The following is a 20151-nucleotide window of genomic DNA, read 5'->3' on the forward strand; positions in this document are numbered from 1 at the left end:
CTGATCGATATGGAAATCGAGAAAAAGCATTTCCTTAAATCTTATAAGAATGAGAAAGAAGAGATAGATTCCATCGAAGGCATCAAAAAAGAAAAGCAAAAGGCGGTCAATAGTTCCACTTCAGGCTATAATGTAGGAAAGAAAAAGAGGAAGGAATATCCGGTGAATTCATTCAGTCCAGGAGAACTTGATATGGGAGAATCAGCATTTAAGGATTACGAAGATGATCCTTCCGAAAACCCGGGAATTGAAACGGATAAACAGCTGGATATTGACAGGCCGCTGCATGAACGGGAAATGAATAACCGCATTAGATAATTTTAAGTGCACGGAAATTTCGTGCACCTTTTTTATTTACCAAGTATGCATCAGTAACCACCTGCAGTTTTAATCTCTTTTATTTATGTTAACTTAAATAAATTTTGGTTGACATAAATAATTCAGAAAGTTTATTCTGAATATAGATTATAGAAAAGGAGAGCAATTAGCATGAAGTTTAAAGCACTTGATCTAACACTGGCTTCCATGTTCGTCGGTCTTATGGCGATTGGAGCGAATATTACTTCGTTTGTACCTTTTATGGTAATAGGCGGAGTTCCCATCACTTTGCAAACCTTCTTTGCAATTTTAGCAGGAGTGATCCTCGGAAGCAGGCTTGGCGCGATTTCAATGATTGTATATGCACTCGTAGGATTGGTGGGTGTCCCTGTTTTTGCACAATTCAGTGCAGGCTTTTCAATTTTAATCAGTCCAACATTCGGATTTATTCTTTCATTTCTTCCAACAGCCTATGTTGCAGGCAAAATGGTTGAGAAGCATCGGACACTTTCTGCTTTCATCATGGCTTCACTGGCCGGTCTTGTTATTAATTATGTGTTCGGAACAAATTGGATGTACTTTGCCTATAAATTCTGGGCTGCTGCACCAGAAGGATTTACATATAAAATGGCATGGCTATGGATGGTTGCTCCACTTCCCAAAGACATCATCCTTGCTGTATTTGCAGGTATGATGGGGCATAGACTTGAAAAAACTGTCCTTTCCAAGTCTAGTTTCAAGCATTTAAGAAAAGCGGCTTAACTATTTTTAGCTTTGTGAAATAGTCGGTTCAATAGTTTTTCTTCTATATGTAATATAACTTCTTTCATTATAGGACAATAGAACGAAATCTCTTTTTATGTTTGCTATTGATTCCAGTATCTGTTAAGATGAAATAGAATTATTTTTGTTCGGTGTAAAGGATAGAAATTATTTCGTCTTAATGATCACTTTGGGCAAGGATAGTAACATTTGTGCGAATTGCACTAGGAGGTAACAGTAATGGAACAAGGTACAGTAAAATGGTTTAACGCAGAAAAAGGTTTTGGATTCATCGAGCGCGAAGGTGGAGACGACGTATTCGTACACTTCTCTGCTATCCAATCTGAAGGTTTCAAATCATTAGACGAAGGTCAAAAAGTATCTTTCGACGTTGAGCAAGGCGCTCGCGGACCACAAGCTGCTAACGTATCAAAACTATAATATTAGTTTTGCTTAAAGAAGAAGGTTCCTATGGGACCTTCTTTTTTTATGTCTTGAAACCCCCATTTACCCCTCCCCTGGCAAATCTCCCTTTAACTAAACAAAATGAATTAAAAGGTTATATGAAGAATAAGTTCCCGCCAACACGCAAATAATGCGAAATAAATAGATAAGGCGGGATTGAAATTGAATCAGTGGGAATTGTTCCTCAGAATCGCTATTGCTTTTATTGTATTACTTTCAATGGCAAGGTGGGCTGGCAGAAAAGAAATAAGTCAAATGACGTTCTTTAATCTTGTATCTGCCATCTCTTTTGGCTCTATAGCAGCTGCACTCGTGGTTAATCCAAGTGTTACGATACTGAACGGTATTTTTGCTTTACTTGGTTGGGCTGTTTTTACGGTTCTTACCGATTTTATCCATTTAAAATCTAAAAAAGTTAGAAAACTGTTAATGGGTGAACCTGTTATTGTGATTAAAAAAGGGAGAATGATGGAGGATGCTATGAGGCAGACAAGGCTTGATACAGACTCCTTGCAAGCATTGCTTCGTCAGCAAAGCATTTTTTCAATTAGCGATGTGGATTATGCCATATTTGAAACCGATGGGAAATTGTCGGTGTTGAAAAAGGAATATAAGCAAACTGTCACGAAAAGCGACCTGAACCTGGCAATGACACAAAAAGATTTTGTTCCACTCTCGACAGAACTAGTAGCGGACGGAATAGTTAATCTAAGTAATTTGTCCATGATGAATAAAGATGAAGCCTGGCTGCAAGATCAGCTGAAGCTCGCTGGAGTCAAGTCAGTTGATGATGTCTTCTATGCAGAAGTCCAGCCTGACGGAAATGTATTCATTGATAGTAGAAATGATTTGGTGCATTAAAAGAGGCCCCGCTTTTATTGGCGATAGACCTCTTCAGTGTTCTTCATGCTGTACTGACTGCATTTTTAATAGACTTTCAAGAACACACTTACAGCAGTGAGCACATAAAATAGAATTTCCAGGTCTTAATAGAAATGATGTCTTCCCATTAAAAAAAGGATGGAACAATTCGTTCCACCCTTTTGGCTTTTATACCCCTTTATATGCTAAACGATAGATTTCGGCCAGTTCCGTTACCAACGGAAGCTTAGGGTTTGCTGTTGTACACTGATCCTCAAATGCTCGATCTGCAAGCTGATCGACCTTTGCATCGAATTCAGCTTGGTCAACTCCGTTTGCTTCGATGCTCATCGGAATTTCCATTTCTTTAGCCAGCTTGATGATTGCCTGGACAAGGCTTTCGACGCCTTCTTCAGTTGTGCGGGCAGGCAAACCTAGAATTCGGGCGATTTCTGCATAACGCTGATCCGCCACAAAGCTTTCGTATTTTGGAAAAGCTGTGAATTTTGTTGGTTTGCTCGCATTATAACGGATTACATGCGGCATCAGGATGGTGTTTGAACGTCCATGTGCAATATGGAATTCGGCTCCCAACTTATGTGCCAGACTGTGATTGATTCCAAGGAAAGCATTGGCAAACGCCATCCCAGCGATTGTCGATGCATTATGAACCTTCTCCCGAGCCACTTCATCCTGGCCATTGCGGTATGCCCTTGGAAGATATTCAAAGATCAACTGGATGGCTTTGATTGCCAGGCCATCCGTATAGTCATTGGCCATGCAGCTCACATATGCTTCAATTGCGTGTGTCAAAACATCCATGCCAGTATCTGCAGTAATATGCTTCGGAACTGTCATGACAAATTGTGGGTCAACGATCGCTACATCTGGCGTCAATTCATAATCAGCAAGCGGATATTTTATATTTGCCTTTTTATCTGTGATGACTGAGAATGATGTAACTTCAGACCCGGTACCTGAAGTCGTCGGAATCGCTACAAACTGGGCTTTTCTGCCAAGGTGCGGGTATTTAACAATACGTTTCCGGATATCAAGGAATTTTTGCTTCAAACCATGGAAGTCTGCCTCGGGATATTCATAAAACAGCCACATACCCTTTGCTGCATCCATTGCCGAGCCTCCGCCTAGCGCAATGATGACATCCGGTTGGAAGCTCGCCATCATGTCAGCACCTTTCATAACGGTTTCAATGGATGGATCTGGTTCTACATCAGAGAAGATTTCACAGTGAACATAGTCTGGCCGTTTTCTTAAGTGATAGAGAACTCGATCGACATAGCCAAGCTTCACCATTCCTGGGTCTGTGACAATGAATGCTTTTGAGATCTTCGGCATTTTTGCCAGGTATTGTGTCGAGTTTTTCTCAAAATAGATCTTTGAAGGTACTTTGAACCACTGCATATTCACATTCCTTCTCGCAACTTTTTTCACATTGATCAGGTTGATAGCACCGACATTTGTGGAAACGGAGTTGCCTCCATATGTTCCGCAGCCAAGGGTCAGTGAAGGAAGATAGGCATTATAAATATCGCCGATTGCTCCCTGGGATGAAGGTGCATTTACAATAACACGGCCGGCCTTCATACGTAGACCGAAGGCTTTGATCACTTCATCATTTGTAGAGTGGATGACAGCTGAATGGCCAAGTCCCCCAAACTCAAGCATTTCTTCGGCACGTTTCAGACCCTGCTCCGTTCCATTCACTTTATAACAAGCAAGTACAGGACTTAATTTTTCGCGTGACAGCGGGTATTGCGGACCTACACCTTCAAGTTCTGCAATGAGGATCTTGGTCTCTTTTGGCACAGTGACACCTGCCATTTCCGCAATTCTGTGTGCTGGCATTCCTACTATGTCAGCATTGACGGCACATGAGTGTTCATTGATGACAAGTTTTTCTACTTTTGCCTTTTCTTCTTCATTTAAGAAATAGCAGCTGTTCGCAATCAGTTCAGATTTGACATCGTGATAGATTTCCTTGTCAATGATGACGGCCTGCTCAGAAGCACAGATCATGCCATTATCGAAGGTTTTTGATAAAATCAGGTCATTGACTGCCCTCTTTACATTTGCTGTCCGTTCAATATAGCAAGGGACATTGCCCGGGCCAACACCGAGTGCAGGCTTTCCTGAGCTGTATGCAGATTTCACCATACCCGCCCCGCCTGTAGCCAATATCATCGAAATCTTAGGATGGTTCATCAATTCTTGAGTGGCTTCTAGAGAAGGCTTTTCAATCCATTGTACACAGTCTTCCGGCGCTCCTGCCTTAATGGCAGCGTCGCGAAGAATCCTTGCAGCTTCACTGCTGCATTTTTGTGCAGACGGATGGAACGCGAAAATGATTGGGTTGCGTGTCTTAATGGAAATCAAAGCTTTGAACATCGTTGTCGAAGTCGGATTGGTGACAGGTGTTACTCCCGCTATCACTCCAACTGGCTCAGCAATGGTGATCATGCCTTCATGGTCGTTTTCGTCAATGATCCCGGCGGTTTTATCGTATTTGATATTGTGGTATACATACTCAGTAGCAAACATGTTCTTGATGATCTTATCTTCATAAACTCCGCGTTTCGTTTCCTCGACAGCCATCTTGGCAAGGGGCATATGCTGATCAAGCCCTGCCAGTGCCATCTCCTTCACAATACCATTGATTGTCTCCTGATCCAGCTCACGCATTTTTGTTAAGGCATTTAAACCTTTCACTACTAAACCATCAATCATTTCAGAAACGGAAGGTTGGTTTTTAACCACTTTTTCTATTGTGCCCATTTTTCAGGACCTCCTTAAGTTTTTCGGGTCAGATTTTCATCGGGTAGGTCAATGATGCAATGTACATTTGTTGAGGCTCTAGAATTTCATAGCGTTCCGATTTGTGAAACTTTTCACATTAACAGTTAAATAAATCACTCACAAACTGGATTCCTTGGGATCTTTTCAAAACTGATGTCTGTTAGAAACTTTGTGCTTCTTTTTACAATGACCACAAAATTGACTGTCCAGATATAGGCTGGTATATTCTCATCATCTTTGAACATCATTGCTTCAAATTCATCACCAATTTGCTCCTCAAGCATTTCTTGGGTATAGGTCTCAGTATCGGTGGAGAAGGGTTTGAATTCACAGTACATCATTTTGATCACTCCTTTTCTTCTTTCTAAATTAAGATTACCACATTAAAAGTATAATAGTTTGTGAAATATTGAACAATATTTGAACGATAATACTCCACCTTAATAAGCCTCTTGAAACAAATTAATGGTAACGCTTACATATTAATATTATTTTAATATAACGAAAAGAAGACTCTGCACTCAGAGTCTCTAAAATTTGAAGATAACTTTTGTTAATTCCTCAGAAACAGTCCATAACCTTTTCATCGTTTCTTTATTATACACACCTGCTGCAGGCACTTCAATCGCAGGATTGCCTTTACGGTTTCCTCTTCCATCTGGACCTATAAACTCACCACCCTGCAAACTTTCTTCAGTAGCAGCATAAATGGTTGGCAGAGCTCCCTTTTCTGCAGGCTGGGAAAAAAATTTGACCAGCCCTTTCATGAATGCAGGAGTTTCTCCCTTACCACGATGGAATAGATTTGTATTGGATATACCCGGATGGCAGGCAACACTGATTGTCTCTATTCCATGCTGCTTAAACCGGCCATCCAGTTCCTTTGCAAATAGGAGATTGGCCAGCTTGCTCTGTCCATAGAACTTCATTGCTTTATACCCTTTTGTGCCATCTAGATTATCAAAATCGATGGAAGCGCCTCTATGAGCGATACTGCTTAAAGTCACCACGCGGGATGCGGGGGTTGTTTTTAAAAGCGGCAATAATAATCCAGTCAAGGCAAAATGGCCAAGGTGATTGCTGCCAAACTGAAGCTCGAATCCGTCCTTTGTCTTTCCATAAGGCGGAATCATCACCCCGGCATTATTGATTAAAAGATCCAGAGAATCGTATTCTTCCAGGAAGGACCTAGCGAATTGCCGGACACTATGTAAGTCTGCCAGGTCAAGCTTCATCAGTTCTATTTTACCCTCTGGATTATTCTGCATGATTCTTTCGACTGCTGCTTTCCCCTTTTCTTCGTTCCTCACTGCAAGGACGACAATTGCCCCCTTTGCAGATAAATCCTTTGCTGCCTCAAAGCCGATTCCGCTGTTTGCGCCTGTTATGATGGCTGTTTTTCCTGTTAAATTTTCTGACAACATTCTTACACCTCTATTTCCTTTTAAGACCAGATTCCAGTCCGATTAATGGTACCATAATTGTGCCTATTAGCCATTGAATTTTAGTCCAGTTGAATCCATACTAGATACATAGGAATTATAGAAGGTATGCGATTATGAAACTATTTGAAGAAAAATGCCCCCGCTGTAATGCAACACTTGATGTAAAAACTCAGCCTGGAAGCAAAAAGATCATTGTCAAAGCCTGTCCAGCTGGCCATTATGAAAAAGAATTCCATCCAGCATTGGAAACATATATAGAAACCTATAAAGTCTCCTAAATCAGTGAGCACACCCAGGGCCTGTAATTTGGCCCTGTTTTTTTCGTCAATATATCCTGTTCGAAATTCACTAATATGACATTTTTTGTTTTCATAATTTGTTCACATTTGTCACAAAAACCGTCACATTTTCCATGTTAGAATGATTACAAATAAACAGGTGTGACATTTATCACATCCTTTGCCACAACTTACCGTTCAATTTGGGAGTACTTTTGACAACATTGTGAACAAATGAACATAAGTTTGTGATAAAATGAACAAGGTTTAATTTTGAAAGGAGCTGCAGTGATGAAGAAATCAAAACTTTTTTTGGTCTCCCTCACCTCGATCATGGCTATGCTGTTGCTTAGCGGCTGTGAAAACAATATGGTGGTTTTCAATCCAGCGGGACCAATCGCAAGGCAAATTCTTGAGCTTATCAACTTTTCAATAGCTTTGATGCTGCTTGTAACAGTGGTTGTATTCGGACTTTTCGCGTTCATCGTCTGGAAATACCGCGAACGAAAAGACAATAAGGATTATGAACCTCCAGAAGAACACGGCAGCACAGTATTGGAGATAATTTGGACAGTGATTCCAATTTTGATAATCGTTGCTTTGACCATTCCAACTGTCAAAACAATATACGCAATAGATGAAATTCCTAAAGGCTACGAAGATAAAGAACCGCTAGTCATTAAAGTAACTTCGGCTGACTGGAAATGGATTTTCAGTTATCCAGAACAAGGGATAGAGACTGTCAACTATGTGAATATCCCTGAAGACCGTCCGATCGACTTCAAGCTGACTTCAGCCGGAACGATGCAGAGCTTCTGGATTCCTGCACTCGGCGGACAAAAGTACTCGATGGCCCATGCCGAGACACAGCTTTATCTGGTCGCTGACAATCCTGGTTCCTATGTTGGACGGAATACCAACTTTAATGGGCAGGGTTATGCAGGGATGGAATTCGAAGTCCTCTCCCAGACACAAGAAGATTTCGATCAATGGATCAAGGATGTAAAAGAAACCGCGCCAAAAATGACGCTTGAAGAATATGAGAAAATGCTTGAGCCTTCGCACTTCGGCCGCAAGACTTTCTCAAATACACATCTTGAATGGGTAGATCATTCTGATCCTCACTCTAAGAATTACACCAACCCTGAAATGTATGACAGAGGACATGGATGGCCTGGAAAGATATTTGAGGACAAGGACAATTATAAAAATAAAGACGGAAACAACTCTGATTCTATGAATCACAAGGAATCAGAAACTGAGGAATCTCACGGAGGTGAGCACAGTGGGCATTAAATGGGATGAATTTTTCGTAACCGGTGATCCATTGATTTTTGCTTCACAGATTGGTATCGCTCTGACAATAGTTGGTGCAATAGCCGGAATCACTTACTTTAAGAAATGGAACTATCTTTGGACTGAATGGCTGACGACTGTTGACCATAAGAAAATCGGGATCATGTATATCCTCCTTGGTGTCGTGATGTTCTTCCGTGGCGGGATCGATGGTCTGATGATGAAAGGCCAGACGGCAGTTCCTGAAAATGAGTTCCTGAATGCGCAGCATTACAATGAAGTCTTTACCACTCACGGTGTCATCATGATCCTGTTTGTGGCGATGCCACTGCTGATTGGACTCATGAACTTTGCGGTTCCATTGCAGATTGGCGCCCGTGATGTTGCTTTTCCACAGCTGAACGCACTTAGCTTCTGGCTGACTGTGAGCGGCGCGGCGCTTTTCAATATTTCTTTTATTATAGGCGGGTCGCCTGATGCAGGCTGGACTTCCTACTTCCCTCTTGCCGGGAAAGAATTCAGTCCTGGCATAGGGAATAACTTCTATGCTGTGGCCCTGCAAATAGCCGGTGCCGGTACTTTGATGACGGGTATTAATTTTGTTGTCACAGTGTTAAAAATGAGAACTAAAGGCATGACATTGATGAAGATGCCGATGTTCACATGGACATCCTTCATTACATCGATCATTATCGTTGCCAGCTTCCCTATATTTACAGTGGCGCTTGCTTTGATGACATTCGACCGCACATTCGGGACACACTTCTTCACGATTTCCGGCGGCGGTATGGATATGCTATGGGCGAACCTGTTCTGGTTATGGGGACATCCGGAAGTATACATTGTCGTTCTGCCAGCATTCGGGATGCTGTCAGATATCATCTCGACTTTCGCACGCAAAACGCTTTACGGTTATAAATCAATGGTCATTTCGATTGTAATGATTTCAGTATTGAGTATGCTCGTTTGGGTCCACCACTTTTTCACTATGGGCAATAATGCCGCAGTGAACTCGTTCTTCTCGATCACGACGATGGCGATTGCCATTCCGACCGGGGTAAAAGTGTTCAACTGGTTGTTCACGATGAGAAAAGGCCGGATTAAATTTACGACCTCAATGCTCTGGGCTCTTGCATTCGTTCCTAACTTTGTCATCGGCGGAGTCACGGGTGTCATGCTCGCAATGGCTGCAGCCGATTACCAGTACCACAACACATTGTTCCTGGTGGCACACTTCCATTATGTATTGATTCCAGGGGTAGTGTTCCCAATATTTGCTGGCCTTTACTACTGGTGGCCGAAGATGTTCGGCTATATGCTGAATGAAAAAATCGGTAAATGGCATTTCTGGCTGTTCGTGGTAGGCTTCAACGTCACATTCATGCCAATGTTCTTCCTAGGTCTAGATGGCGCGGTTCGCCGTGCGTACACTTACTCAGCCGAAACTGGCTTCGGGCCATTGATGATGCTTTCAGCAGCAGGTTCAATTATTCTTGCAGCAGGTTTCGCAGCACTTGTATACAACATTTACTGGAGCGCCCGTTACGCCGACCGCAACATCGGCAATGACCCTTGGGATGCAAGAACGCTTGAGTGGGCTACTGCTACACCAGTACAGCATTACAACTTCGCTTCCCTTCCGGAAGTAACAAAGCTTGATGCATTCTGGCACATGAAAAAGAACAATGAAATTCAGCCTCTGACTGAAGATGAGATTGAAGAAATCCACTTGCCTAGCAACACATGGATCCCGATTTATATGGGAGTAGTGTTCGGAATCTCAGGGTTCCTGCTTGTATTTGAATGGACAATTGCTGCCGGCGTAGCAGCACTTGGGATTTTTGCCGGATTGGCTTTCCGTTCATTTGATTATGATGAAGGATTCCATGTTCACAAGGATGAGATCTTCGAAACAGAACGCAAATGGAGAAAAGGCGCGAACAAAGGAGTGAAGAACCATGTCAGCTAAAGTCAATGCGGCTTTGCAGCTTGAATACCAGACGGAACAAAACAGGATGAACATCCTCGGCTTCTGGATCTTCCTTGGAGCAGAAATCGTGCTTTTCGCTACTCTTTTCGGCGTGTACGGTGTCCTGGGTCATCGCCATGCAGGAGGTCCGACCCAGAGCGACATTTTTGTCATCAGAGACGTCATGATTCAAACCTTCCTGCTTTTGACCAGCAGTTTTACGATGGGCATCTCGATCTTCGAGATGCGCCGCAGCAATATAAAAGGAATGCTGATGTGGCTAGTATTTACATTATTGCTCGGCGGCGGTTTCTTATTCATGGAAATTCGCGAGTTCATGCACTATGTCCATGAAGGTGCGACGATGCAAACAAGCGCATTCCTGTCCAGTTTCTTCGTCTTGCTGGGAACACACGGATTGCACGTCACCATCGGGATCGGCTGGGCAATCCTGCTGATCATCCAAATGCTGCAACGGGGATTGACTCCTGTGACAGCCCGCAAGACGTTCATTTTCGGACTGTACTGGCATTTCCTTGATGTGGTTTGGATTTTCATCTTCACATTTGTATATCTTAGAGGGTTGGTGATGTAAAATGGATAATCATTCTAAAGGCTTCCCGATCAGCCATGTCATCGGCTTCTTCATGTCACTCGTCTTGACGTTCGGCGCAGCATGGATTGCACTTCAAAGCTCCCTCTCGATGAAGGCAGTCATGTGGATTATCGGCACACTGGCAGTTGTTCAGGCCGGTATCCAGCTGTATATGTTCATGCATATCAATGAAGGTGATGACAAAGTAACAAACAATATCAATATCATTTATTCAGCATTCATTGCGGTCGTCATTGTTGCAGGCTCCATCTGGGTCATGTCTTCAGGACACTCGCATGGTTAAAATGAAAACCAGGCCCTTTAAATAAGGAGCCTGGTTTTCTTGTTTTATGACAGCCAAAAGTGGTGCTTTAATTAAAAGGTTTCAATCTATGCAATTTCGCTTTTATGTCCTTTAACCAATCGCAGTCGAGGCAGTTTCCCTTCTTTCTTGAATAAAGAAAACATCGCAAAATTGAAGACCGCAAGGAATAATGACAGTACTGCATGCTGGAATCCATGTGAAACCACTGCCAGGAATCCGCTTACAAGACAATAAACACCAACAATTAAATAAAAGTACATAAGAAGTTTCCCCACTTCTCATTCCCCCACTTTTTCGTATGTACTGTTTATATTAACAGAATTTACGAAAAAATGTCACATAATGTTCACAATTAACCTAATAATTTTCACATTTATTTCATTAAATTGCTTTCTCTCGTTTCATTTCAGGAAATATCGGTAAATGTCCTTCCCTAGAATGACGGCTTGGAAAGCGAGCAAGTTCCTATTTCGGCCTTCAGCCTCGGCTCATAATAACTTAAATTAGTCAGGAAATAGCATGTTTCCGGAAAATGATGCTCCAGGAATCGAAGTGTGGATTTATTCAGCAGCGTATGCTCTTTATATTTTTTAACCATATCTTTGATGAATTGATTCATTTCCAATGTGGTTCTTCCCACTTCATAAACAAATGCTTTTTGACGGGCAAAGCCTGGTTCTTTCACCCTCAGATAATTTTTCAGATGATGATTCTGGACGATGAACAACTGGTACCTTCGCTTAAATCCCTCTGCTGCAGCATAGGCTCCTGCTTCTATAGGGTCAAGCAAATTTTCAAAAAGCACCGCATGTCCTAGTTGATCCTCGAGCCAAAGGTCCATAAGCTCGACAATTGAAAGCCTGGCCGGCTCCTGTCCATGCACGAGGTATTGTAAAATCCTTAAGTACTCCTGATTTTCACTAAGTGTGCCATTTAAGTACGTTGGTGAAAGGTTCAAGTTGATCTGGTTGTCAATTCGCATTGCCTGCAATGTTCCTTCAAAATCAAAATAGTTTTTTGCTACAGTCCATGCCCTTCTTGCAAAATCAATCATCTGGCTATCTTCGTAGCCTGCATCTCTTGGAATATTCTGCAGCCTCTCCAAAAGATCGGTATACAATCGGATAAACTGCTCTGCCTGATTAACATAATCCACCTCAACCGGTGACAAAGCATCCCTGACAAAATAGGCATGATCCTGCAGCATTTCCAGCCAAAAGCTATGTTCATCCCAAAGAGTTATCATCCTTTATCCCTCCCTTATCTTCTAAATCATACTGTTCATAAAAGAAAGAAATGAATACTGTGATAATAAATTTTTATTGAGACTCATCTTTTAACCCTAAATAGAGATAATAGGAATAATGGAGTAGACATCATAAGATTTTCAAAAAAAGGTGTGGCTTATGAAAAATTTAAAACTTTACATCGCAATCATGGCTATAGTTCCGTGGTTTTCACTGATTTTTCTCGATAAAAAAACATTCCGCAAGTTCCTTCCAGGCACACTATTCATGGCCATCTATTTAATATTTGAAGGAAGATTGGCGGAAAAAAGGAAATGGTGGTGGTTTCCTTTTAAAATAAAACCGAATGTACTTGGGGAACTGCCACTCATTTGGGGGCCATTTTTCATCGGGTCATTTTGGATCTTGAAGTACACATATAGGAAGTTTAATTTATATTTGCTGGTCAATATCCTGGTTGACTCACTGTTCACTTATTATGTTTTAGATATCTTCAAGAAATTCGGATATGTCACGTTGGTCAGGTTGACTAAGTTTCAGTTATCCATCGTCTTCCTATTCAAAACCTTTGTCTTATATGGGTTCCAGCTTTTCTATGATAAAGTCGTCAGAGGAGTTTCAGACTGAAAGTATAAAATAGGGACAGTTACAAAGATTAAATCAAGGAAAGCGAGGTGGAATCAATGGCAAGACAGGGCATGAAAAACAGGGACCAAACAAGGGAACAAACCGAAAAGCATGATAAAAGGAATGATATTGAATTAGGATCCGAATTCCAGGTTGGAAATACGAAGTCACAAAGCCAGAAAAAAAGCGGTAAGCAGATCAATAAAAAATAACAGGAAGGCGCTTATATGGGCGCCTTTTTCCTATTTTTTCAATTTGAAATTTCATGTTTTACTCCCCATATCACAGGGAACGAAGGTAATAAGAATGACAAGCAAAAAGGAGGTATGAAAAATGAGCTTACTTTACAGCAAGGCAATGGAAGAATTTAAGAAGGATGCAAAACGCCAGGACGAATACCAAAAGAATACATCCCGTAAGTCAAAATAGGTTTTTTATTCGAACAGAACTTTCTGCTTTTCATCATCCTGTAATCGAGGATGATTTTTTTTCGGCTTTTCAGATTTAATAGTTCAACCCCTAAATCTGATTGAGAATCGTTGAATCACTTTTTACCCGCAACTGCAATTGTGTGATAATGTCTTGAATTTGGTCCTTTCACTACTTCAACCCCCGAAAAGCCCTGGTTCTTCATGATCGGTATTAATTGTTCATTTATCATACTTCTTATTCCTTCCCAAATAATATCGTTTTTGCCATCACACAGGGTCAGTATAAAGTCACCTCCAGGCTGTAATACTCTATATATTTCCGATACTGTAGTCGATAATTCATCCCAAAAATAAATAGTATGGATGCTAAACACTTTGTCAAATTGTCCATCTTCAAAAGGCAAACTCTTTACATTTCCTTGTATAAAATCTGCTTTTTCTTCTATAAACGCTTTTTTATTTCGCATCTTAGCTGACCGGATCACAGTTGGAGACAGGTCTAATCCAATTACTGAATTTGATTCATCTTGCTCAAGGATAAGTTTCATTGCATAACCTGCACCACATCCAAGTTCGAGCACACTTTCACCCTGTTTAATATTTAATAATTCAATAGTCCATAAAGTTTCGGGCTTATGCTGCTTTACCATCTTTTCGCCGATTACAGTACCAATTAGTCCTTTTGGTGTTCTGTATTGGTTATCAATAAATACTCGTACTCTCTCCATTAATTTCATGAGCCACCAACTTATTTTTATATTAATTCGCTTACATTACCACTTATTCCTTTTTCAATGATCTGCCTGATAGTAACTGTGGTGATAATTCATTTTTCACATGGCAGTTGAATACCTTCGTAAAAAAAAAGCAGTTCAATTCTGTTGCGAAATGAACTGCTAATTTGCATATTATAATTTACTGTATTGTACAAGTATTCAAGGTCCCGTTCATTGCTCCTAGAGATTTTCGATGAATACCCTGATGACATCGGCTCCGCCAATGAAGGTCCCGAAAGAGCTTCCGAGATTTGCAAGGACAACGATCAGTAAAATCCGGCTGACTTTGTTTCTCCAGAATCCTTTCACACTGAAAACATCTTCAGAGAGGCTTTCAAAGTCCTTCACATTTGGTCTGCGAATATACGCTTGTGTCAGACCGGCAAACCAGCCTGCTGCAAGCAAAGGGTTCAACGATGTAATAGGCGCTGCTATAAACGCCGTCAAAATGGTCAGTGGGTGTCCCATTGCAATAGCTGCTCCCAGTGCAGAAAGGCTGCCGTTCCATAAAATCCAGCTGACTGTCTGAGAAAAACCTGCAGTCGGATTTGCGGCAAATGTGTAGACGATGATTGCCAGGATAATCACCGGAATGCTCCAGCCTATGATCTTTGGCCAGTTGGATTTTGGCGGTAATGCCCTGAGTTTTTTTAAGTCATGTTCTTTTTTAATCTGTTCCTTGATGCCAGGTACGTGAGCCGCACCCAGTACAGCGACGATTTTTTCTCCTGGTGCGTCCTTGATTTTTTGGGCGAGATATTGATCGCGTTCATCGATCAACGGCTTTTTCAAACGAGGAAAAGTCTCGGTAAACTCGTTCAGCATGGCGTTGATTGTGTCCTGTTCCTTTAGTTGTTCAAGATCTTCCTCAGATATGCTGTCTTTGCTGAAGATGCTTGTAATGATCTGGCTGAGCAGAAGGGCCTTTCCTTTCAGGCCCAGATTGCCCCAAATCCGTGAAAAAGTAATCTGGATATTGCGATCGGCAAGAACCAGGTGTGCTCCCACTTCCTTTGCTGATTCAATTCCCTGGATCATCTCCTGGCCTGCTTTTATGCCAAGATCTTTCGCCATCCGGTTTTGAAAAGATGAAATAGCCAAATTCATTAATAAAAGCGAGGCTCTTTTTTCCTTAATGACCTGGATAATATCCATTTCCTTCCATTTAGAGCCTTCCATAATCGTTTTATATCGCTGCTCGTCCAGTTCGACACATACGGAATCCGGCCTCTCTGCCTCAATTACTTCCTTCACCTGCTGTGCACTGTGCCTGGATACATGCGCCGTACCGATTAATATGTATTCCTTGCCATTCATGTCGATTCTCGTGATATTATCCTCAACCATAGATACCTTCCTTTTAAGAGACCAATGAAAGCCAACTATATGTATTTTATTCCCCTATTATAACATGAACAATAGGTCCAAATATAATGAATATTTTCATTGCTTGATTGGATGCTGAAAAAGGCCGCACATCGTCATTCCCTGACGATGTGCGGCCTCTTGTAAGACTTATTTTGAGTAGCTGCTTTTCATTTTCGTGGATTTCCTGCTGTCCATCATTTTCTTGACGATTGGATACAGTACAGGTCCCCATTTGATTGCTGTTTTGATCAGTCTCCTCATGAGTCAACCCTCCTCATTTCTTAAAGGTTATATACCCATACTTCTCGAAGGACAACCGTGCATATTTTGGTAAAAGCGTAACTTATTCTGCAGGAGTCAGTTCGTCTTCTGTAACCCACTGGTGATTTGTTACCTTATCCGATCCGTCTGTCGGCGTAAAATCGACCATATAAACAGTGGTAGAAACAGCTGAATCGATCACTGCTTTTGCCCCTTTCATTCCTGCCATATGGTCTGTATTGATGATCGCTTCATCCCCTGGATTCAAAGGCTCGTCCCCTGCGTCCTTCAGTTCTTCATGAATCACCCATTCATGGTTCTCCACTCGTTCTCCTCCATTTGTAGGATCGTAAGACAGTGCGTAGACGACTGTGTCATATGCACCCACGATTGTTGCTTCCGCTCCATCCATCCCAGGCATGTGGTCATCGGTTATGATGGCCTTGCTGCCCACTTCATATTTGGGATTTTCCGCTGCTTTCAAATTCTCAGGAAGTTCCCCTGAACCTGAATGCTCCATATTTTCATGAGCACTATGACCAGCCGATCCAGATTTTCCTTCCTCCCCTGCGCAGCCTGTTAAAAATAATGCCACAGACATTGAAACTATGACCATTAGCCCTTTTATACGAATACTCATTTTTAAAATACCTCCATCTTCATTTGATATAACAAAATTATAACAAATAAAGATGGAGATTTTATCGAGGAAGTAAGATTTATCTCCAAAACTAAAGAACTAATTTTCTAAAAGTTTTACAAGCCTTAAAAAAAGGTAAATTCCAGTTATAACATCAGCGAGGGAGAGTTTATGACAACAAGAATTTTTAAGTTCATCACCTTTTTTATTTTTTTATCAGGGATTTTCGCTACAAGTGCTAATGCGGAAAACAAGAATCAGGTAGTCCTGATCTCATTTGATGGCATGAGAAATGATCTTACAAGGAGTTATGTAAAGGACGGCATGCTGCCTAATATAGAACATGTGATACAGAATGGAACCATCGCCAAATATTCCACTACCGTTAGCCCGTCTCTAACTGCACCTTCACACGCCGCGATCGCAACTGGAGCGACTCCACTGAAAACATCGATCGTCAGCAATGTATGGAAGCAGAAAGATGCAGCCATGACAAATAAGAAAGATGCTTTTATGAGTAAGCTTGAGGTGGATCCTTTGTGGGTATCAGCCAGGAAACAAGGTAGAACGACAGCCACCGTCGCATTCGCAGGAGCCAATCCGGCCCTAGGGAAGCAGGCAGACTATACGATATATTATGGAGATACTTGGTCCCAAAGCAAACAGGAGAAACTTCAATTCAGTGATGCTTCAGGATGGAGTGACACGCCCAATAGTTTCAGCCCATTAAAGGAATCAACTTTTCAAATTAAGGTCAAAGAGGGTGAAAATCAAAAGCTTCATGTGCTTGCTTTAGATTCAACCAATGATCATAAAAAAAATTATGATTCATTTATCGTAACTGACAATAAAACGGCAAAAAACAAAGCTGTGAAACCGGATGGCTGGGGGTCCTTGGAACTGCAGATTAGAAAAAACAGGACCTCAGGCTGTTGGTACAAGTTCACATCAGTTGACCCAAGCCTGGATGATGGTGCTGTACTCTACCATTCAGCGGTAACCTCGGGTGTGATTGATGGGCCAGAAGGTTTTTCAGAACAAATAAAGGAAAAATTCGGTTTTTTTCCTCCACAGGACGATGACCAGGCACTTGAAGAGGGATGGATAACCAGGAAGGAATACGAACAAATATCAGAAAGATTTGCAAACTGGGTAACTGACGTATCCCTTTTTATCAAAGATGAATATCAGCCTGATTTACTGATGTTCTACGCTCCACAGATTGACCATCAGGAGCATAAATATTTACTGACAGACCCGAGACAGCCTGGTTATACCAAAGAAAAATCGAAGAAGCACGCAGAATACATCCGCTGGGCCTATAAAACCGCTGACAAGACGGTGGGCAGAACAGTTAAAGCTCTTGATGAAAACGACTACCTGTTCATCGTTTCGGACCATGGAATGGAACCAGCACATTCAGCGCTTGAGCCGAATAAAGTCCTAAAGGACAATGGCTTTCTCGTTCTTGATGATGACGGTAAGATTGATTACGAGAAATCCAAGGCAATTGCGATTCCAAGTGGTTCTGCTGCTCATGTTTACATTAATCTCAAATCGAGAGAAAAGTATGGCATCGTACCTCCTGAGAAATATGAAGAAACGCGTTCTGAAATCATCCAAGCCTTCAAAGGCGTCGAAGTGAACAGGAATGAGAATGGCCCCGTCATCAAGTACCATCTTAATGAAATTTGGGAAAGCACCGTCAACCTCTCTTTTAAGGGTTTAAGGGAGAACACTAAGAGTTTGTATGGCTACGTAACGAATGCCAAGGTACATCCTTATGAGGAAATTAAGAAAATTCCACGAAAAGGCAAATTAACAGAGCAAAATGCAGGAGATGTTCTTTTAATGGCATCTCCAGGATATATAATGGGACAGGGTGTTTCAAATATTGTCAAATCGACGACTGAATTAGGAACCCATGGCGGGAACCCTGACCGGGAGAAGCTGAAAGCTGTCTTCATGGCTATGGGACCAGACGTCAATGAGGGCAAGCAAATCAAACCCGTCTCAAATTTGGATATCGCTCCGACCATCTACCAGCTGCTTGGATTGGAAATACCTTCATATGTTGAAGGTAAAACGATCGAAGCACTTACTGAATAAAAAAAGGCGAATCAAGACTCCCTTGATTCGCCTTTTTTATGCTATTTTTTTCTCCATGATCCATAACGGCTGTTCTCTGAATTCGATTTGCTTTACCTGTTTAAAACCATGCTTCTTCCAAAATGACAAGCCAGGCTGATTCGCTGCAAAACATCCTAAACGGACTTCAGTGATTCCCCTTTCCTTCATCATTTCCTCATACGCAGAGAGTGCTTTTTCCGCCAAAGCTTTCCGGGTCCATGCTCTATGTATGATCATCAAGCCAAGCCATGGCTTCCCGTCCCTGGGATTTTTCATGATAAAATCAATGATTCCGATGCTTTTTCCCTCCAATTCAATGAGGTAGCGCTCTTTTTTGAGATCTTTATCCTCTTCATGCTCCTCCAACAAATCTTTTTCATCCAATATCCTTTTTCCATCGGCCAGCAAATTATAGTCAGGATGGGAATTCATGATTTCCATCTCTTCTGAAATTCTGTCCTTACTGCTTTTTATAAATTTCATCAATAAATCTCCTATACTTGCAAGTTTTTATAAGATAAGTATGGTGTGATATCGAGGAATTTGCAACGGGTAAAGGATAGACTGAATTCAGAAGCTGAAAAATCCGTCAGCTGCCACAGTGTATCGATTGGATAGAAAGCATCGATAAGTCTTAAAGTATGGTGATCAACTCTGCAGGATCAAACGTCGTTGACTCTGGGCACTGAAAAAGGGCTCGCCATTTTGGAAAGCCCTTTCACTTTACCTATATAAATCAGTCGAGATAGACCCTTTCCTGTCCAGTATAGACATTAAGGGAGTCATCGCGGATAAAGCCGATTGTGGTAATGCCCAGATCTTCTGCGAGCTTTAAGGCGAGTTCTGTCGGAGCCGATTTCGATAAAACAATTTCGCAGCCGATTTTCGATGCCTTCAGCAGGATTTCCGCAGATATTCTGCCGCTGAAGGCGAGAACCTTATCCGAGAGGGGGATCCTGTTTTTTAGGCAGTGACCATAAATTTTATCAAGAGCATTATGCCGGCCGATATCCATCCTGGAAATCACCACTTTACCTGCCTGGCAAAGTGCCGCATTATGGACTCCTCCCGTGTTTTGAAAAACTTTTGATGATTCCTGCAGTTCTTTCATCAGCGAAAAACAGTCCTGAGAGGAAATCTTGACTCTTACCTGGTTCATTTTTTTCGCGGTCATGGCATCGTTGATAAAAACAAATCCTTGTCTTCCTGCACCACAACAGGAGGTAATATATCTTTTACCCTGGAAATCCAGGTAATATGGATTCACCTTCTTCGTTTTTGCATGTGCCGTCCCTGATTTTTCTTCAACCCATAAATCCTCTAAGTCATCCAGCTTACGGATCACGCCTTCCGAAGCCAAAAAACCAATTACAAGATCCTCGATAAAATCCGGGGAACAAATGAGGGTGGCAAACTCTGTGCCATTGATTTTTATCGTCACTGGGTGTTCTGTTACAATGCTATCCTCAACCCGTTCGGCAAAACCGTTATCGAAGCGGATGATTTCCCGTTTCACTTCAATTGGTTCCAGCTGATGCCACCT

General features: G+C 41.8%; 22 protein-coding genes. 12 read left to right on the plus strand and 10 right to left on the minus strand.

Going from position 1 to position 20151, the window contains the following annotated elements; genetic code table 11:
* Nucleotides 1-9: 9 nt before the first annotated feature.
* From ACNAZ4_RS05185 to ACNAZ4_RS05200, 4 genes are all read left to right on the plus strand, one after another.
* Entirely contained in the window at nucleotides 10-318 is a 309-nt protein-coding gene (locus ACNAZ4_RS05185; protein WP_415813148.1) for a hypothetical protein, read from the plus strand.
* A 171-nt stretch (nucleotides 319-489) separates the two neighbouring features.
* Entirely contained in the window at nucleotides 490-1080 is a 591-nt protein-coding gene (locus ACNAZ4_RS05190) for a biotin transporter BioY (protein ID WP_415813149.1), read from the plus strand.
* A 240-nt stretch (nucleotides 1081-1320) separates the two neighbouring features.
* Nucleotides 1321-1521: a cold-shock protein gene (locus ACNAZ4_RS05195; protein ID WP_023614374.1), complete on the plus strand. Its 201-nt coding sequence runs from the start codon at nucleotides 1321-1323 to the stop codon at nucleotides 1519-1521.
* Nucleotides 1522-1707: 186 nt separating this feature from the next.
* Complete coding sequence (locus ACNAZ4_RS05200; protein WP_415813150.1) at nucleotides 1708-2406, plus strand: DUF421 domain-containing protein; 699 nt, start codon at nucleotides 1708-1710, stop codon at nucleotides 2404-2406.
* Nucleotides 2407-2595: 189 nt separating this feature from the next.
* On the opposite strand, the gene adhE is transcribed toward ACNAZ4_RS05200, so the two are convergent.
* The 3 genes from adhE to ACNAZ4_RS05215 form a co-directional block, all read right to left on the minus strand.
* The gene (gene adhE, locus ACNAZ4_RS05205; protein ID WP_415813151.1) at nucleotides 2596-5199 is read right to left on the minus strand and encodes a bifunctional acetaldehyde-CoA/alcohol dehydrogenase; all 2604 of its coding nucleotides are present in this window, start codon (nucleotides 5197-5199) and stop codon (nucleotides 2596-2598) included.
* A 134-nt stretch (nucleotides 5200-5333) separates the two neighbouring features.
* On the minus strand, nucleotides 5334-5561 hold the full coding sequence (locus ACNAZ4_RS05210; RefSeq protein WP_415813152.1) for a hypothetical protein: 228 nt from the start codon (nucleotides 5559-5561) through the stop codon (nucleotides 5334-5336).
* 189 nt (nucleotides 5562-5750) lie between these two features.
* On the minus strand, nucleotides 5751-6644 hold the full coding sequence (locus ACNAZ4_RS05215; RefSeq protein ID WP_415813153.1) for an oxidoreductase: 894 nt from the start codon (nucleotides 6642-6644) through the stop codon (nucleotides 5751-5753).
* A gap of 134 nt (nucleotides 6645-6778) precedes the next feature.
* Between ACNAZ4_RS05215 and ACNAZ4_RS05220 the strand changes: the two genes are divergently transcribed.
* The 5 genes from ACNAZ4_RS05220 (at nucleotide 6779) to qoxD (ending at nucleotide 11107) form a co-directional block, all read left to right on the plus strand.
* Nucleotides 6779-6943: a hypothetical protein gene (locus tag ACNAZ4_RS05220; RefSeq protein ID WP_415813154.1), complete on the plus strand. Its 165-nt coding sequence runs from the start codon at nucleotides 6779-6781 to the stop codon at nucleotides 6941-6943.
* Between the two features lie 291 nt (nucleotides 6944-7234).
* Nucleotides 7235-8239, plus strand: coding sequence for a cytochrome aa3 quinol oxidase subunit II (gene qoxA / locus ACNAZ4_RS05225; RefSeq protein ID WP_415813156.1), 1005 nt, complete (start codon nucleotides 7235-7237; stop codon nucleotides 8237-8239).
* A complete protein-coding gene (qoxB, locus tag ACNAZ4_RS05230) occupies nucleotides 8229-10208 on the plus strand; it encodes a cytochrome aa3 quinol oxidase subunit I (RefSeq protein WP_415813157.1) in 1980 nt (659 codons plus the stop codon). Before qoxA ends, qoxB begins: the two co-directional genes overlap by 11 nt.
* Complete coding sequence (qoxC, locus tag ACNAZ4_RS05235) at nucleotides 10198-10803, plus strand: cytochrome aa3 quinol oxidase subunit III (protein WP_415813159.1); 606 nt, start codon at nucleotides 10198-10200, stop codon at nucleotides 10801-10803. Before qoxB ends, qoxC begins: the two co-directional genes overlap by 11 nt.
* A 1-nt stretch (nucleotide 10804) precedes the next feature.
* On the plus strand, nucleotides 10805-11107 hold the full coding sequence (gene qoxD, locus ACNAZ4_RS05240) for a cytochrome aa3 quinol oxidase subunit IV (protein WP_415813160.1): 303 nt from the start codon (nucleotides 10805-10807) through the stop codon (nucleotides 11105-11107).
* A gap of 86 nt (nucleotides 11108-11193) precedes the next feature.
* Here qoxD and ACNAZ4_RS05245 read toward each other — a convergent pair whose 3' ends face one another.
* Both ACNAZ4_RS05245 and ACNAZ4_RS05250 read right to left on the minus strand, forming a co-directional pair.
* Nucleotides 11194-11403, minus strand: a complete 210-nt coding sequence (locus ACNAZ4_RS05245; RefSeq protein WP_415813161.1) for a hypothetical protein — start codon at nucleotides 11401-11403, stop codon at nucleotides 11194-11196.
* Between the two features lie 158 nt (nucleotides 11404-11561).
* The gene (locus ACNAZ4_RS05250; RefSeq protein ID WP_415813162.1) at nucleotides 11562-12374 is read right to left on the minus strand and encodes a DUF2935 domain-containing protein; all 813 of its coding nucleotides are present in this window, start codon (nucleotides 12372-12374) and stop codon (nucleotides 11562-11564) included.
* Nucleotides 12375-12534: 160 nt separating this feature from the next.
* Between ACNAZ4_RS05250 and ACNAZ4_RS05255 the strand changes: the two genes are divergently transcribed.
* Nucleotides 12535-13002, plus strand: a complete 468-nt coding sequence (locus tag ACNAZ4_RS05255) for a hypothetical protein (RefSeq protein ID WP_415813163.1) — start codon at nucleotides 12535-12537, stop codon at nucleotides 13000-13002.
* Nucleotides 13003-13058: 56 nt separating this feature from the next.
* On the plus strand, nucleotides 13059-13214 hold the full coding sequence (locus ACNAZ4_RS05260; protein ID WP_415813164.1) for a hypothetical protein: 156 nt from the start codon (nucleotides 13059-13061) through the stop codon (nucleotides 13212-13214).
* 332 nt (nucleotides 13215-13546) lie between these two features.
* Here the strand turns inward: ACNAZ4_RS05260 and ACNAZ4_RS05265 are convergent, their stop codons facing one another.
* The 3 genes from ACNAZ4_RS05265 to ACNAZ4_RS05275 form a co-directional block, all read right to left on the minus strand.
* Nucleotides 13547-14170: a class I SAM-dependent methyltransferase gene (locus ACNAZ4_RS05265; RefSeq protein ID WP_415813165.1), complete on the minus strand. Its 624-nt coding sequence runs from the start codon at nucleotides 14168-14170 to the stop codon at nucleotides 13547-13549.
* A 219-nt stretch (nucleotides 14171-14389) separates the two neighbouring features.
* On the minus strand, nucleotides 14390-15556 hold the full coding sequence (locus ACNAZ4_RS05270) for a TraB/GumN family protein (RefSeq protein ID WP_415813167.1): 1167 nt from the start codon (nucleotides 15554-15556) through the stop codon (nucleotides 14390-14392).
* Between the two features lie 364 nt (nucleotides 15557-15920).
* On the minus strand, nucleotides 15921-16478 hold the full coding sequence (locus tag ACNAZ4_RS05275) for a YdhK family protein (protein ID WP_415813168.1): 558 nt from the start codon (nucleotides 16476-16478) through the stop codon (nucleotides 15921-15923).
* A gap of 171 nt (nucleotides 16479-16649) precedes the next feature.
* Here ACNAZ4_RS05275 and ACNAZ4_RS05280 point away from each other — a divergent pair, with 171 nt between their 5' ends.
* Complete coding sequence (locus ACNAZ4_RS05280; protein ID WP_415813169.1) at nucleotides 16650-18587, plus strand: alkaline phosphatase family protein; 1938 nt, start codon at nucleotides 16650-16652, stop codon at nucleotides 18585-18587.
* A gap of 36 nt (nucleotides 18588-18623) precedes the next feature.
* Here ACNAZ4_RS05280 and ACNAZ4_RS05285 read toward each other — a convergent pair whose 3' ends face one another.
* Together ACNAZ4_RS05285 and fdhD are read right to left on the minus strand one after the other, a co-directional pair.
* Nucleotides 18624-19091 (minus strand): GNAT family N-acetyltransferase, encoded by a 468-nt coding sequence (locus tag ACNAZ4_RS05285; protein ID WP_415813170.1) that lies wholly within the window; start codon nucleotides 19089-19091, stop codon nucleotides 18624-18626.
* 253 nt (nucleotides 19092-19344) lie between these two features.
* Entirely contained in the window at nucleotides 19345-20139 is a 795-nt protein-coding gene (gene fdhD / locus ACNAZ4_RS05290) for a formate dehydrogenase accessory sulfurtransferase FdhD (RefSeq protein WP_415813513.1), read from the minus strand.
* Nucleotides 20140-20151: the final 12 nt, after the last annotated feature.

Origin of the sequence: Mesobacillus thioparans, assembly GCF_965138835.1 — a bacterium.
Classification (GTDB): Bacteria; Bacillota; Bacilli; order Bacillales; family Cytobacillaceae; genus Mesobacillus; species Mesobacillus thioparans.